This window comes from Acidovorax bellezanensis (assembly GCF_025421555.1).
GTDB classification, from domain to species: domain Bacteria; phylum Pseudomonadota; class Gammaproteobacteria; order Burkholderiales; family Burkholderiaceae_C; genus Comamonas; species Comamonas bellezanensis.
In genome coordinates, this window is sequence record NZ_JAODYH010000008.1 from 81,569 (window position 1) to 96,120 (window position 14,552).

Consider the following 14,552-nt stretch of genomic DNA (forward strand, 5'->3'; position numbering starts at 1 on the left):
CCCCGCCCCCTTTTTTGACTTCAGCAACAGGATATTGGAATGCAGAAAATCACAGTGGATGTGGCCGTCATCGGCGCGGGCACGGCAGGCATGGCGGCCTTTCACGCCCTGAAGGCGGCCGGCAAGAACGTGGTGCTGATCGACCGAGGACCGCTGGGAACGACCTGCGCCCGCGTGGGTTGCATGCCGTCCAAGGCGGTCCTGCATGCGGGCATGCGCTGGGCCACGGCCAGGCAATTGCCCGCCGGCGCCGTGCTGTCCGCCGAAGGTCCGCAGGCCTTGTGGGCACACGCGCGCCAGACGCGCGACACCTTGGCTGGCGGTGCGGCCGAGCGCACGCGCAAGGCCGCTGGCGACTGCCTGATCATGGGCGAAGCCCGCTTCATCGCGCCAGGGCTGCTGCAGGTGGGCCAGCAACAGATCGCCGCGGCCACCTGCATCGTCGCCACGGGTTCGCGCCCGGTGGTGCCCAAGGCCTTCGCCGGCCTGGCCGATCGCATCCTGACCACGGACACGCTCTTCGAGCTGGAAACGCTGCCGCGGCGGCTAGGCCTGCTCGGCCTGGGCGCCATAGGCCTGGAACTCGGCCTGGCCTTGTCGCGTCTGGATGTGGACGTGGTCGGGGCGGACCAGCAGCACACCATAGGCGGCATCCAGGACCCGGAAATCCAGGCCCGGGCGCTGTCGCGCTTTCAGGCCGAACTGCCGCTGTGGCTGGGAGCACCGGTCGAAGCCCATCCGACGGAGGATGGCGTGCAAATGCGTGCCGGCGAACACCAGGCCACCGTCGACCGCCTCCTGGTCGTGGCCGGGCGCACGCCCAATACGGAAACCCTGAATCTGGCGGCAGCCGGCGTACCCCTCGATGCATCGGGGCAGGTACGGATCGACCCGGTCAGCATGCGGGCCGCGGATCTGCCCCTCTTCTTCGCGGGCGATGTACAGCCCGACAGGGCATTGATGCACGAGGCCGCCGACGAAGGGAAGATGGCCGCGCAAGCCGCCCTGGCCCATTTGAATGGCCAGGCCTGGACGCCAGCGCCGCGCAGCGTACCCATCGCCATCCTGTTCACCGACCCGGACGTGTGCAGCGTGGGCCTGGGCCATGCGGCCGCCGCGCAGCAGAATGCGGTCATCGGCGTGGCGCAAGGCAGCGGCAACGGACGCTCCAAGGTGCTGGGCGCGCCCGAGAACCTGTTGCATGTCTATGTGGAGCGCCAGACCGGCGTGCTGCTGGGCGCGAGCATGGTCTTGACCCAGGGCGAGCATCTGGCGCACCTGCTGGCCTGGGCCATTCAGTCCGGGCAAAGCGTCCATCAGCTGCTGGCCATGCCTTATTACCACCCCAGCATCGAAGAAATGCTGCAAGGCGCGCTGCAGTCCGCCGCCAGCCAGATCCACAGGAAATGAAGGCGCGCCCGTTGAAAGTCATCCTGCAGGCGCAACAAAGCGGCTGGAGCTGCATCCGCGCCTGAAAAGCGGCTGCAAACCGGCCTGGCAGCACGCGGCGCGCGCAGCCTTTGGCAAGCGCGCGCACAATGCAAAGGCGCAAGAAAAAAGCGCAATGGGTTGCCGAGCGCCGTGAGTACATGCTCCTGCCGGGTCTGCTGGCGCTCGGGTCGTCAATTTGCAGAACTGTTTTTCAGGGAGGCCGCCATGGCTCGTCACACCCCCATAGAACGCTATCGCAACATCGGCATCTCCGCGCATATCGATGCCGGCAAGACCACAACGACCGAGCGCATCCTGTTCTACACCGGGGTGAACCACAAGCTCGGCGAAGTGCATGACGGCGCCGCCACCATGGACTGGATGGAGCAGGAGCAGGAGCGCGGCATCACCATCACTTCGGCCGCCACCACCGCCTTCTGGTCGGGCATGGAACACAACTTCCCTGCGCACCGCATCAACATCATCGACACGCCCGGCCACGTGGACTTCACCATCGAGGTGGAGCGCTCCATGCGCGTGCTCGACGGCGCGGTCATGGTCTATGACGCCGTGGGCGGAGTGCAGCCGCAGTCCGAGACGGTCTGGCGCCAGGCCAACAAGTACAAGGTGCCGCGCCTGGCCTTCGTGAACAAGATGGACCGCGTGGGCGCTGATTTCTTTCACGTCCACCAGATGATGATCACCCGCCTCAACGCCCACCCCGTGCCCATCGTGATCCCCATAGGCGCCGAGGCCGACTTTCACGGCGTGGTCGATCTCATCAAGATGAAGGCCATCATCTGGGACGACGAGTCGCTGGGCATGAAGTTCGAGTACCGGGACATTCCCGAGCCGCTCCAGGCCTCGGCCAATGAATGGCGCCTGAAGATGGTCGAAGCCGCCGCGGAAGCCAGTGAGGAGCTCACTACCAAGTACCTCGAAACCGGCGACCTCGACGCGGCCGACATCATTGCCGGCCTGCGCCTGCGCACCATCGCCACCGAAATCCAGCCCATGCTGTGCGGCTCGGCGTTCAAGAACCGGGGCGTGCAACGGCTGCTCGACGCCTTGATCGAACTCATGCCCTCGCCGCTCGACGTGCCGCCGGTGACGGGCCACAGCGAAGACGACGATGCCAGCGCCCTGCTGGTGCGCCATGCGGACGACAACGAGAAGTTCGCCGCCCTCGCCTTCAAGCTCATGACCGATCCCTTCGTGGGGCAGCTGACTTTCGTGCGCGTCTACTCGGGCGTGCTGTCCAAGGGCGACGTGGTCTACAACCCGATACGCGGCAAGAAGGAGCGCATAGGCCGCATCGTGCAAATGCATGCCAACGCCCGCCTGGAAATCGACGAAATCCGCGCCGGCGACATCGCCGCCTGCGTGGGCCTCAAGGACGTGACCACGGGCGAGACGCTGTGCGATCCCAACGCGCCCATTGTTCTCGAGAAGATGTCTTTCCCCGATCCGGTGATTGCCCAGGCGATCGAACCCAAGACCAAGGCCGATCAGGAAAAAATGGGCATGGCACTCTCGCGCCTGGCGTCGGAAGACCCGTCGTTTCGCGTGCGCACCGACGAGGAATCGGGCCAGACCATCATCGCCGGCATGGGCGAGCTGCATCTGGAGATCATTGTCGAGCGCATGAAGCGCGAATTCCACGTCGAGGCCAACGTCGGCAAGCCGCAGGTCGCCTACCGGGAAACCATACGCAAGAAAGTCACCGATGTGGACGGCAAGTTCGTGCGCCAGTCCGGCGGCAAGGGGCAGTACGGCCATGTGGTCTTCACCCTGGAGCCGCTTGAGGCCGGCAAAGGCTTCGAGTTCGTCGACGAGATCAAGGGCGGCGCCGTGCCGCGCGAGTACATTCCGGCGGTCGAGAAAGGCGTGCGCGAAGCCCTGAATTCGGGCGTGCTGGCGGGCTACCCGGTGGTCGATGTGCGCGTGCGCCTGACTTTCGGCTCCTACCACGACGTGGATTCGTCCGAGCAGGCGTTCAAGATGGCGGCCATCTTCGGCTTCAAGGATGCCGCCAAGAAAGCCAGCCCGGTGATCCTGGAGCCGATGATGGCCGTGGAAGTGGAGACCCCCGAGGACTACGCCGGCAGCATCATGGGCGACCTGTCTTCGCGGCGCGGCATGGTGCAGGGCATGGATGACATTTCCGGTGGCGGCAAGACCATCAAGGCCGAAGTGCCGCTGTCCGAAATGTTCGGCTACGCCACGCACCTGCGCTCCATGACGCAGGGCCGCGCCACCTACACCATGGAATTCAAGCGCTACTCGGAAGCGCCGGCGCAGGTCGTGGCGGCCATTACCTCCTCGCCATCGGCCAGAAGACAGGGCTAGCCTGCCATGTCCCCCGTTCGCCCTGAGCCTTGACTAAGGGCGAGCGGCGGGGACGTTTCAAGTCGTCAGTACACTGTCCAGCAGCCACTGCAGCGCCTGGGAGTCTTCGGCATAGGGGAAACGCCGGATCTCGGCCGCCGTGAAATGCTTGGCCAGGAACTCGGCCATGCCCGCCAGATGGCTGTCGGTGACCATGGCGATATGCGCCACCTGCTTGTGGTGATCGCGGACAAAGTGCAGATGGGCGCTGAGCCCGGACCAGTTTTCCCAGCCGGGAAAATCCTCCGCCCGGATCATCACGCCATGCAGCTTGTCGTGCTCTGCCAGGTAGGCGTTCACATCCTTGGTCAGGTTTTCGAAGTCCTGCTGCGTCAAGGGCCCGCGCGGGTCCAGCAACAAGATACCTTCGGGCTTCATCAGGGAGTATTTCAGCATGTGCAACTCCTGCAGTAGGACTACTACTGTACGCGCTTGGGCGCGAAAAAACCGAGTCCACCCGCGCCCTCCCGCGCTGGCGTAAAGGTCGAAAATCCGTCACGCGGCGCAGCTGCCCCAACAGCTTCAGGCGTGCTTTTTCTCGTGGAACCTGGGGTCTTGCGGATGGACGACAGTGCCGGCGGCGGCGCCGCCCAACGCGCCCGCGATACTGCCCAGCGTGCCGCCGACGACAATACCTGCGGGGCCCGCGAGCGCGGCACCGATGGCAGCGCCCACAGCCGCTCCGGCAACCAGGCCACCGCCCATGAAAACCGAGTGGGATTCGCGCTCCGACTCCTCTGCGTCCAACTCAAATTGGGCCTCGGGGTCAGGATCCTGTGACGGCACGCCGTGGCCGGGATGGGCCTGCTCGGCAAGATCTGGGTCGATGGGCCTGCCGGCGGCCCGTGGGGTGATCGATGCATTCATGCTGCTCTCCTTGGTCGACGAACGACGCATTGAGCAACTCTGTTGTACACCTCGCCCCACAGCTGTCAAGCCGCCGCGCTGTCGGTCAACAGACCCCTCGGGGCTTTAGATTTCTCTGCAATGCTCAGCGATGGCCGTGACCGTGCCCGTGACCGTGCCCATGTCCGCGGCCATGGCCGCGCCCGCCGTGGTCATGCCAGTAAGGCGGAGCGACAACACACCCAGCCAACAGCCACACCAGTGCGGAAATCCCGAAAAGCTTCTTCATCAGTCACTACCCTTGCAAGCTAAAGGGCGCGAGTCTATTGGAACCACCTGTCGGTGGTCTGGCTCATTTTGTAAGCATTGTTTCAGTCGCACACCGCGGGCTTTTCCTGCTGTGCAGGGCAAGCCCGGGTCGAAGCGGGTGTTTCACTCTGCCATACGCGTTTGCGCTGACGCGGCCTGCGCTTGCAGCGGCTCCCACCGTCCTGCCACATTCTTCAGCAGCGTATTGATGGCCGCCAGGCGTCGATTCTGCACACTGACCAGGCTGTTCTGCGCACTCAGCACCGTGGTCTGGGCCGAGAGCACGTTCAGGTAGGCCACCGTGCCTGCCTTGTACTGGTTGCTGACCACCGTCAGCGCTTTTTGCGCGGCCGCCACGGCCTCGGCCTGTATCTGCTGCTCCTGGGCCAGGTGGGTGGCGGCCACCAGGTTGTCTTCCACTTCCTGCAGCGCCGTCAACACGGTTTGCTTGTACGTGGCGCCTGCCAGGTCCAGTGCCGCCCGCGCCGATTCCACCGCGGCCGTGCGCGCGCCGCCATCGAACAGCGCCAGCGCCAAGCCAGGCCCCAGCGACCAGAACAGGTTGGGCGCGCTCAGCAGGGACGACAGCGTGCTGCTGCGGTAGCCCCCCGCCGCCGACAGGGTCAGCGCGGGAAAGTAGGCGGCGCGTGCCACGCCCACCTGGGCGTTCGCAGCGGCCATGCGGCGTTCTGCTGCGGCGATGTCCGGCCGCTGCTCCAGCAAGGTCGAGGCCAGCAGACCGGGCACCTGTGGCGGCGCGGGCAACTGGCCGGTCACGGGCAGACTGAACAGGGCCGGCGCCTGGCCCTGCAATGCGGCCAGCGCGTGCTCGAACTGGGTGCGGGTGGTTTGTGCCTCCAGCAGTTGGACCTGGGTAGTTTTGTACTGCGCTTCGGCCTGGGCGACGTCGGCCGACGAGACCACGCCGGCGCGGTAGCGGTTTTGCGTCAGCTCCCAGCTCTGCAAGTAAACCTGCAGGCTGTCCTGCAGCAATTGCACCTGCGCTTCAGCGGCACGCAGCGAGAAATAGGTTTGGGCCAGCGTGGCCTGACTGGACAGGCGCGCGGCAGCCAGGTCGTCCTGGCTGGCCTGGGCGCTCAGCTGGCTGGCATCCACCTGGCCGGACAGTCGCCCCCACAAGTCCAGCTCCCAGCTGGCATTCAGGCCCAGGGAGTAGCTGCTGTTGATGCCTGCCCCTGCACTGGCGTTGCTGCTGGAGGCATTGCGCGCGCGGTTGCCGCTGCCCGAGGCCCCCAGCGTGGGGAACAGGCCTGCGCGGCTGCTGGCCACGGCCGCCTGGGCGGCGCGCAGCCGGGCGACGGCCTGCTCCACGCTGGGGCTGGTGATCGCCGCCTGGTCCTGCAACTGGTTGAGCGTAGTGTCGCCATAAAGCGTCCACCATGCCGAGGGGATGATGGCAGACGGAGCAAGACCGTCTTCACTCGCCCCGCCATGGCGGGCGGTCTGCCATACGCCCAGGTCGGCCGCGAGTGGCGTGGCCTCCTTGAAGGCCGCAGGCACGACCAGCGCCGGGCGCTGGTGGCTGGGGGCCGTGGAGCACCCGGCGAGCAGCAAGCCCACGGCCAGCGGCACAGTGGCCCTGGATTTTTTCAAAAATGTGAGCACACCAAGCCTATGTGGTTGATGTCGCAGAGCTATTTCTTGCATAAATTCAATCCAGGCAATCATGCATGCGCCTCCGGTGCGGCCGCCGTGCCCGCGCCGCGGCGCAGCCAGCCAGGGCGCTGTTGCCAGGCGCGCCGCCAACGCGCGCGCGCACGATCCAGCAACACATAGACCACCGGGGTGGTGTAGAGAGTGAGCAGTTGGCTCACCAGCAGGCCGCCGACGATGGCGATGCCCAGCGGCTGGCGCAGCTCCGCCCCGTCGCCCCGGCCCAGTGCCAGCGGCAGAGCGCCAAAGATGGCCGCCATGGTGGTCATCAAAATGGGGCGCAGCCGCAGATCGCAGGCCCGGTAGATGGCCTGGGCGGCCGTGGTGTGGCCCGCCTTTTCGCGCTCCAGCGCGAAGTCGATCATCATGATCGCGTTCTTCTTGACCAGGCCTATGAGCAGAATCACGCCAATGAAGGCGATCAGCGAAAACTCGGTCTTGCACAGCATCAGCGCCAGCAGCGCCCCCACGCCCGCGGACGGAAGCGTGGACAGAATGGTCAGGGGATGGACCAGGTTCTCGTACAGAATGCCCAGCACCAGGTAGATGGTGAGAATGGCCGCCAGGATCAGCAGCGGCTGCCCCGCCAACATCTGCTGGAAGGCCCCCGCCGTGCCGCTGAAGCTGCCACGCAGGGACACGGGCACGCCCAGACCCGTCATGGCCTGACGGATGGCGTCATTGGCCTGGGACAGAGACACGTTGGGCGACAGGCTGTAGCTGATGGTGCTGGCCGGCGTGCCGCCCTGGTGGTTCACCGAGAGCGGCGTGTTGGTGGTGGTGATCTTGGCAAATGCCGTCAACGGCACTTGCTCGCCGCTGCTGTTGACGAAGAAGAAGCCGCGCAAGGTTTCCGGGCTTTGCAGGTACTGGGACGCGGCTTCCATCACCACGCGGTACTGGTTGAGCGGGTTATAGATCACGCCCACCTGGCGCTGGCCGAAGGCATCGTTCAAGGTGTTGTCGATCTGCGCCACCGTCAGTCCCAGGCGCTTGGCCTGGTCGCGGTCGATCACCAGCGAAGTCTGCAGGCCGTTGTCCTGTACGTCACTGTTCACATCGGTCAACTCAGGCAGCGTGGACAGCACCTGGCGGATGCGCGGCTCCCAGGTGCGCAACTCGGCGTTGTCGTCGGCCTGCAGCGTGTAATCGTACGAGGCCATGCTCTGGCGCCCGCCGATGCGAACGTCCTGCTGGGCCACCATGAACAGGCGGGCCCCGGGCTCGTTCTTCAGCTTGTCGCGCAGGCGGTTGATGACCTCGTCGCTGGAGACCTTGCGCTCGGCCATCGGCTTGAGCGACATGAAGATGTTGGCCGCATTGCGCTGGCCGCCGCCCGTGAAGCCGGTCACGTACTCCACGGCCGGGTCCTGCTGCACGATGGCCAGAAAGCGCTGGATGCGCCGCTCCATGGCCTGGAACGAGGTCGATTGATCGGCGCGGATGAAGCCCATTACCCGGCCCGTGTCCTGCTGGGGCATGAAGCCTTTTTCAATCACGGTATACAGATAGACATTCACGCCAATCACCGCCAGCAGCACCAGCACCACCACGGGTTGGCGGCGCAGGCACCAGGCCAGCGAGCGACGGTAGCCGTCGGTCAGCGCCTTTTCCGCCCGGCCTATGGCCGCCGAGACACGCTGCCAGAAGCCGTCCCAACGCTGGCGCCAGCGGCCGCGGTGCCGCTCGCGTGCCCTGGCCTGCTGGGCTGGAGTGCGCAGCAAGGCCGCGCACATCATGGGCGTGGTCGTCAGCGACACCACCATGGACACCAGAATGGCCGCCGACATGACCACGGCGAACTCACGGAAAAAGCGTCCCACGATGCCGCCCATGAACAGGATGGGCACGAACACCGCGATCAGCGACAGGCTCATGGAGACCACCGTGAAACCGATCTCGCGCGCACCCTGGAGGGCGGACTGCAGCGCCGACTTGCCCCGCTCCATGTGGCGCATCACGTTCTCCAGCACCACGATGGCGTCGTCAACCACAAAGCCCGTGGCCACCGTGAGGGCCATCAGCGACAGGTTGTCCAGCGTGTAACCGCACAGGTACATGATGCCGAAGGTCCCCATCAGCGACGCGGGCACGGCCACCGCCGGAATCAGGGTGGCCCGGGCATTGCGCAGGAACAGGAAGACCACCAGGATCACCAGCGCCACCGAAATGAGCAGCGAACGCTCCACCTCCAGCAACGAGGCCCGCAGCGTAGGCGTGCGGTCGGAAACGATGGTCATGTCGATGCCGGCGGGAATGGAGGCTTGCAGCTGCGGCAGCAGCGCCCGCACGCGATCCACCGCCTCCAGGATGTTGGCGTCGGGCTGCTTGTAGATCTGCAGCAGGACGGCAGGCTTGCCATTGGCCACGCCGAAATTGCGCACGTCCTGCACCGAATCGCTGACATCGGCCACGTCCTGCAGGCGCACGGCATGGCCCTCATTCCAGCGCAGCACCAGCGGGGCATAGTCGGCGGCCTTGGACGCCTGGTCATTGGTGGCCACCTGCCAGTAATGGTCCTCGCGCTCCAGCGCGCCCAACGGCCGGTTGGCGTTGGTGCTGGTGATGGCCGTACGCACCTGCTCCAGCGAAATGCCGTTGGCCGCCAGGCGCACGGGATCCAGCGCCACCCGCACCGCCGGCAAGGCGCCGCCGCTGATGCTGGCCTGGCCCACACCTTCCACCTGGGAGAGCTTTTGCGCCAGCACGGTGGACGCCGCGTCATACATCTGCCCGCGCGTGAGGCTGGCCGAGGTCAGCGCCAGGATCAGAATGGGCGCATCCGCCGGGTTGACCTTGCGGTAGGTCGGATTGCTGGGCATGCCCGACGGCAGCAGGGTGCGCGCGGCATTGATGGCGGCCTGCACGTCGCGCGCGGCGCTGTCCACCGTACGCGAGAGGTCAAACTGCAGCGTGATGCGCGTGCTGCCCAGGCTGGAGCTGGACGTCATCTCGTTGACGCCGGCGATCGCCCCCAGCGCCCGCTCCAGCGGCGTGGCCACGGTAGCGGCCATGGTGTCCGGGGCAGCACCCGGCAGGCTGGCCGTGACCGAGATCGTGGGGTAGTCCACCTGCGGCAGCGGGGCCACCGGCAGCAGAAAATAGGCCACACCACCGGCCAGGGCCATGCCAATAGTCAGCAGCATGGTCGCTATCGGGCGGAAGATGAAGAGGGTGGACGGGCTCATGCACCCACCCCTCTGGTCTCTGCAGGACTAGGCATGACCGTCCTCCTGCACATCGGCCTCGCTGCGCGGCAGGTGCTTGACGGCCGACATGCCCAGCCGCGCGCGCCAGCGTTCTGCCCAGTTCTCGAAAGTGAGATAGATCACCGGCGTGGTGAACAGCGTCAGCAGCTGGCTGACCAGCAGTCCGCCCACCAGGGTCACCCCCAAGGGATGACGCAGTTCGCTGCCCACGCCGGTCCCCAGCATCAACGGCAGCGCCCCGAGCAAGGCCGCCAGCGTGGTCATCAGGATCGGGCGAAAGCGCAGCAGACAGGCCTGATGGATGGCGTCGCGCGCGCTCATGCCTTCCTCGCGCTGGGCCTCCAGCGCGAAGTCGATCATCATGATGGCGTTCTTCTTGACGATGCCGATCAGCAGCACGATGCCGATGATGGCGATGATGTCCAGATCCAGCCCCGCCCACAGCAAGGCCAGCAGCGCCCCTACCCCGGCCGAAGGCAGCGTGGACAGGATGGTGATGGGGTGGATGGTGCTTTCATAGAGCACGCCCAGCACGATGTACATGGTCACCACGGCCGCCAGCACCAGCAGCAAGGTGTTGGACAGCGAGGCCTGAAAAGCCAGCGCCGCGCCCTGGAATTGCGCATCCACCGACAGCGGCAACAGTCCCTCGCCGCGCAGCGACTGGATTTCCTGCTGGGCCGCCTGCACCGCGGCCCCCAGGGACACGCCGGGCGCCGTATTGAACGAGATGGTGGCTGCCGGCAACTGGCCCACATGGTTGACGGCCAGTGCCATGGGCCGCTCGCGCACCGAGGCCACCGAAGTCAGCGGCACCGGCACGCCGGTGCTGGAAGCCACGTAAATGGACTGCAAGGCCTCGGGCCCGAGCTTGAATTGCGGTGCCACCTCCAGCACCACCCGGTACTGGTTGGACTGGGTAAAGATGGTGGAAATCAGCCGCTGTCCAAAGGCGTTATAAAGCGCCGTGTCCACCGCCGACACCGTCACGCCCAGCCGGCTGGCCTGGGAGCGATCGATTTCCACATAGGCCTGGCGGCCCTGGTTCTGCAGATCGCTGCCCACGTCCAGCAAGTGCGGCAGCTGGCGCAGCCGCTCCACCAGGGCCTTGGTACTGTTCTCCAGCTGCGGCATGTCGGGCGACGACAACAGCAGTTGGTACTGGGTACGGGCCTGCCGGTCTTCAATGGCCAGATCCTGCACCGGCTGGGCATACAGGCGAATGCCCGACACCTGCCCGGCTGCGTCGCTCAGGCGCCGCACCACCGCGGACATGGCATCACGCTGGCCGTGCGGCAGCAGGTCAATCTGCATGCGTCCGGTGTTGAGCGTGGTGTTGGTGCCGTCCACGCCGATGAAGGAGGAAATGCTCTGCACCGCCGGGTCCTTGAGCAATTGCTCGGCCAGGGCCTGCTGGCGGTCGGCCATGGCGGCGAAGGAAATGGACTGGCCGGCTTCGGTGGTGACGGCAATGGTGCCCGTGTCCTGCCCGGGGAAAAATCCCTTGGGCACGACAAAGTACAGCAGCACCGTGATCAGCAGCGTGGCCAGGAACACCGCCCAGGTCAGCGGACGGTGGTCCAGCACCCAGTCCAGCCAGCGGCCGTAGCGGATGATGATGCGCTCAAACCACCGGCCTATCGCATCCGCGGCCCGGCCCCAGGGGCTGCGGGAAGGCGGCGCGGCCACCTGCCCCTCCACCACCGGCTTGTGGCGCAGCAAGCGCGCGCACAGCATGGGAGTGAGCGTCAGCGACACCACGGCCGAAATCAGGATGGCCACCGCCATGGTGATGGCGAACTCATGGAACAGCCGCCCCACCACGTCGCCCATGAACAGCAGTGGAATCAGTACCGCAATCAGCGAGATCGTCAGCGAAATGATGGTGAAGCCGATCTGCTTGGCGCCTTTGAGCGCCGCCTGCATCGGCGGCTCGCCCTTTTCCACGTAGCGGGAAATGTTCTCGATCATCACGATGGCGTCATCCACCACGAAGCCGGTGGAGATGGTCAGCGCCATCAGCGTGAGGTTGTTGATGGAAAAGCCCGCCAGATACATCACGCCAAACGTGCCGACCAGGGACAGCGGCACGGCAACGCTGGGAATCAGTGTGGCCGTGCCGCTGCGCAGGAACAGAAAGATCACCATCACCACCAGGACGATGGCCAGCGCCAGCTCCCACTGCATGTCCTCCACCGAAGCGCGGATGGTGACCGTGCGGTCGGTGAGCACGTGCACGTCCAGCGAGGCGGGCAAGGTCTCCTTCAGCTGGGGCAGCAGGGCCTGGATCGCGTCCACGGTCTCGATCACGTTGGCGCCGGGCTGCCGCCGGATATTGAGGATCACCGCTGCGCTGGAGCCCTGCTCGGGCGTGCCGGCCCAGGCCGCCAGCCGCATGTTCTCCGCATCGTCCACCGTCTGGGCCACATCGGCCAGGCGGATCGGGTTGCCGTTCTTGAAAGCGATGATGAGGTTGCGGTATTCAGCAGCCGTCTGCAGCTGGTCGTTGGCATCTATGGTCGAGGCACGGTAGGGCCCGTCAAACCCACCTTTGGCCGCCTTGACGTTGGCGGCCGCAATGGCGGTGCGCACATCGTCCAGCGTCATGCCGTAGGCGGCCAGCGCCGTGGGATTGGCCTGGATGCGCACCGCCGGCCGGCGACCACCGGCAATCGCCACCAGGCCCACGCCTTTGACCTGGGACAGCTTTGGCGCCAGGCGGTTTTCCACCAGATCGTTGACACGGATCACGGGCAAGGAAGGCGAAGTGATGGCCAGCGTCAGCACCGGCGCATCCGCGGGATTGACCTTGCTGTAAAGCGGGGGCATGGGCAGGTCGCTGGGCAGCAGATTGGCGCCGGCGTTGATGGCCGCCTGCACCTGCTGCTCCGCCACATCCATGGACATGTCCAGCGCAAAGCGCAGGTTGATGACCGAGGCCCCGCCCGAACTGGTGGAGGACATCTGGTCCAGTCCCGGCATCTGGCCGAACTGGCGCTCCAGCGGCGCGGTGACATTGGAAGTCATCACATCCGGGCTGGCCCCGGGGTACAGCGTGATGACCTGGATGGTGGGATAGTCCACCTCGGGCAGCGCCGAAATCGGCAGCAGCCGGTAGGCCAGGATTCCGGAGATCAGCACCGCCACCATCAACAGCGAGGTGGCAATGGGTCTCAGGATGAAAAGACGGGAAAGGTTCATGGTGGCCGAGGTCGACTGTGCCGCGTGTGTTCAGCGTAGGGTCAGTTCAGGGACGACCGCGTCAACGGCCGTTACCGGAGGCTGCGGCCTTGCCATTTCGCTCGGCGCGCAGCTTCTGGAAGAAGGCCTTGCGCTCCTCGGGGCTCATCTTGGCGACTTGCGCGCGCTGCTCGGGGGTGAGGTTGCGCATGCTCTGCGGCAGGCTGGACGCGTCCTGCACCGCCTGGTCCACCTTCTGGACCTTGGCCGCATCGATCACCGTGACCTGCGCGCCTTCGCGCAGACGGTCGATACCATCCGTGACCACCTGATCGCCCGGCCGCAGATCGCCCTGCACGCTCACACGATCGCCATCGGTCACGCCCACCTGGATCTTGCGCTGCGTGACGGTTTGGTTGGCCTGCACCAGATAGACATAGTTGTTCTGCACGGCCGTCGCGGGCACGGTCAGCACTTGATCGAGCTGGTTGACCTGCAGCTTCACGTTGACGAACTGGTTGGCAAACAGACGACCGTCGGCATTGGCGAACGCCGCCTTGGCCTTGACCGTTCCGGTGCCGGTGTCGATGGCGTTGTCCAGCGCATTCAGCCGGCCCTTGCCCAGGATCTGCTTTTGCTCGCGGTCCCACAGCTCCACGGGCAGTTCCTGGCCCTGGGCCAATTGCTGGGCCAAGGTGCTGACGTGCGCTTCCGGCAGGGAGAACACGGCATCGATGGGCCGGACCTGGGTGATGGTGACCAGCCCGTTGGTGTCCGAAGGATTGACCACGTTGCCCAGGTCGGCCTGGCGCAGGCCCAGGCGGCCCGCGATGGGCGCCGTGACCTTGGTGTAGCTCAGCTGCAGCTTGGCTGCATCGACCTGCCCCTGGTCGGCCGCCACGGTGCCCTGCAGCTGGCGCACCAGGGCCGCCTGGCTATCCACCTGCTGACTGGCAATCGAGTCCTGCGCCAGCAACGCCTGGTAGCGCTGCAGATCCAGCTGGGCGTTCTTGAGCTGCGCCTGGTCACGCTGCAGCGCGCCCTGCACCTGGCCGAAGGCCGCCTGAAAGCTGCGCGGGTCTATCTCAGCCAGCAATTGGCCGGCCTTGACCTCGTCACCTTCCTTGAAATGCAACTTCTGCAACTCGCCCGACACCTTGGCCCGCACCACGGCCGTGGCCCGTGCATTCATGGTGCCGATGGCACTGACCAGCACGCGCATGTCGCGCCGGTCCACCACGTCCACCGAGACCGGCTGCGCAGCCCCGCCAGCGGCTGGCCCCGTGCGCCCTCCCCGCCCAGGCGTCTGCGCCGACGTCCCGGAAGTGTTCGCTGCCTGGCGCTGCCCCTGCCACCACCATAGCCCAGCCACCAGCAGCAATGCTGCAACCACCAGCGCCAGCCACGCCACGGACACCCGTCCGCGCACGCTTTGCGGAAAATGCATAGACCACTCCAAACGACAACTAGCGTCATGCTAGCGCCGTGTCATGGCTTTGTTGCAAACTTTACGTC

At 65.8% G+C, this 14,552-nt stretch carries 8 protein-coding genes; 2 read left to right on the forward strand and 6 right to left on the reverse strand.

All coding sequences use genetic code 11. The features are described from left to right. The first annotated feature begins 39 nt into the window (after positions 1-39). Together N0K08_RS17180 and fusA are read left to right on the forward strand one after the other, a co-directional pair. Positions 40-1,410 (forward strand): dihydrolipoyl dehydrogenase, encoded by a 1,371-nt coding sequence (locus N0K08_RS17180; protein ID WP_261501625.1) that lies wholly within the window; start codon positions 40-42, stop codon positions 1,408-1,410. Between the two features lie 246 nt (positions 1,411-1,656). After that, the gene (gene fusA, locus N0K08_RS17185; protein ID WP_261501626.1) at positions 1,657-3,780 is read left to right on the forward strand and encodes an elongation factor G; all 2,124 of its coding nucleotides are present in this window, start codon (positions 1,657-1,659) and stop codon (positions 3,778-3,780) included. 57 nt (positions 3,781-3,837) lie between these two features. Here the strand turns inward: fusA and N0K08_RS17190 are convergent, their stop codons facing one another. The 6 genes from N0K08_RS17190 to N0K08_RS17215 form a co-directional block, all read right to left on the reverse strand. Further along, a complete protein-coding gene (locus N0K08_RS17190; protein WP_261501627.1) occupies positions 3,838-4,215 on the reverse strand; it encodes a SpoIIAA family protein in 378 nt (125 codons plus the stop codon). 126 nt (positions 4,216-4,341) lie between these two features. Beyond that, positions 4,342-4,686: a hypothetical protein gene (locus N0K08_RS17195; protein WP_261501628.1), complete on the reverse strand. Its 345-nt coding sequence runs from the start codon at positions 4,684-4,686 to the stop codon at positions 4,342-4,344. A gap of 411 nt (positions 4,687-5,097) precedes the next feature. Next, positions 5,098-6,600, reverse strand: coding sequence for an efflux transporter outer membrane subunit (locus N0K08_RS17200; RefSeq protein WP_261501629.1), 1,503 nt, complete (start codon positions 6,598-6,600; stop codon positions 5,098-5,100). A gap of 59 nt (positions 6,601-6,659) precedes the next feature. Next, positions 6,660-9,836 (reverse strand): multidrug efflux RND transporter permease subunit, encoded by a 3,177-nt coding sequence (locus tag N0K08_RS17205; protein ID WP_261501630.1) that lies wholly within the window; start codon positions 9,834-9,836, stop codon positions 6,660-6,662. Between the two features lie 27 nt (positions 9,837-9,863). After that, on the reverse strand, positions 9,864-13,058 hold the full coding sequence (locus tag N0K08_RS17210; RefSeq protein WP_261501631.1) for a multidrug efflux RND transporter permease subunit: 3,195 nt from the start codon (positions 13,056-13,058) through the stop codon (positions 9,864-9,866). Between the two features lie 61 nt (positions 13,059-13,119). Then, positions 13,120-14,484: an efflux RND transporter periplasmic adaptor subunit gene (locus tag N0K08_RS17215; RefSeq protein WP_261501632.1), complete on the reverse strand. Its 1,365-nt coding sequence runs from the start codon at positions 14,482-14,484 to the stop codon at positions 13,120-13,122. Positions 14,485-14,552 lie beyond the last annotated feature (68 nt).

Coding starts and splice junctions, on each gene's coding strand:
- N0K08_RS17180 (WP_261501625.1), top strand. CDS start 40: ATGCAGAAAATCACAGTGGATGTGGCCGTCATCGGCGCGGGCACGGCA.
- fusA (WP_261501626.1), top strand. CDS start 1,657: ATGGCTCGTCACACCCCCATAGAACGCTATCGCAACATCGGCATCTCC.
- N0K08_RS17190 (WP_261501627.1), bottom strand. CDS start 4,215: ATGCTGAAATACTCCCTGATGAAGCCCGAAGGTATCTTGTTGCTGGAC.
- N0K08_RS17195 (WP_261501628.1), bottom strand. CDS start 4,686: ATGAATGCATCGATCACCCCACGGGCCGCCGGCAGGCCCATCGACCCA.
- N0K08_RS17205 (WP_261501630.1), bottom strand. CDS start 9,836: ATGAGCCCGTCCACCCTCTTCATCTTCCGCCCGATAGCGACCATGCTG.
- N0K08_RS17210 (WP_261501631.1), bottom strand. CDS start 13,058: ATGAACCTTTCCCGTCTTTTCATCCTGAGACCCATTGCCACCTCGCTG.
- N0K08_RS17215 (WP_261501632.1), bottom strand. CDS start 14,484: ATGCATTTTCCGCAAAGCGTGCGCGGACGGGTGTCCGTGGCGTGGCTG.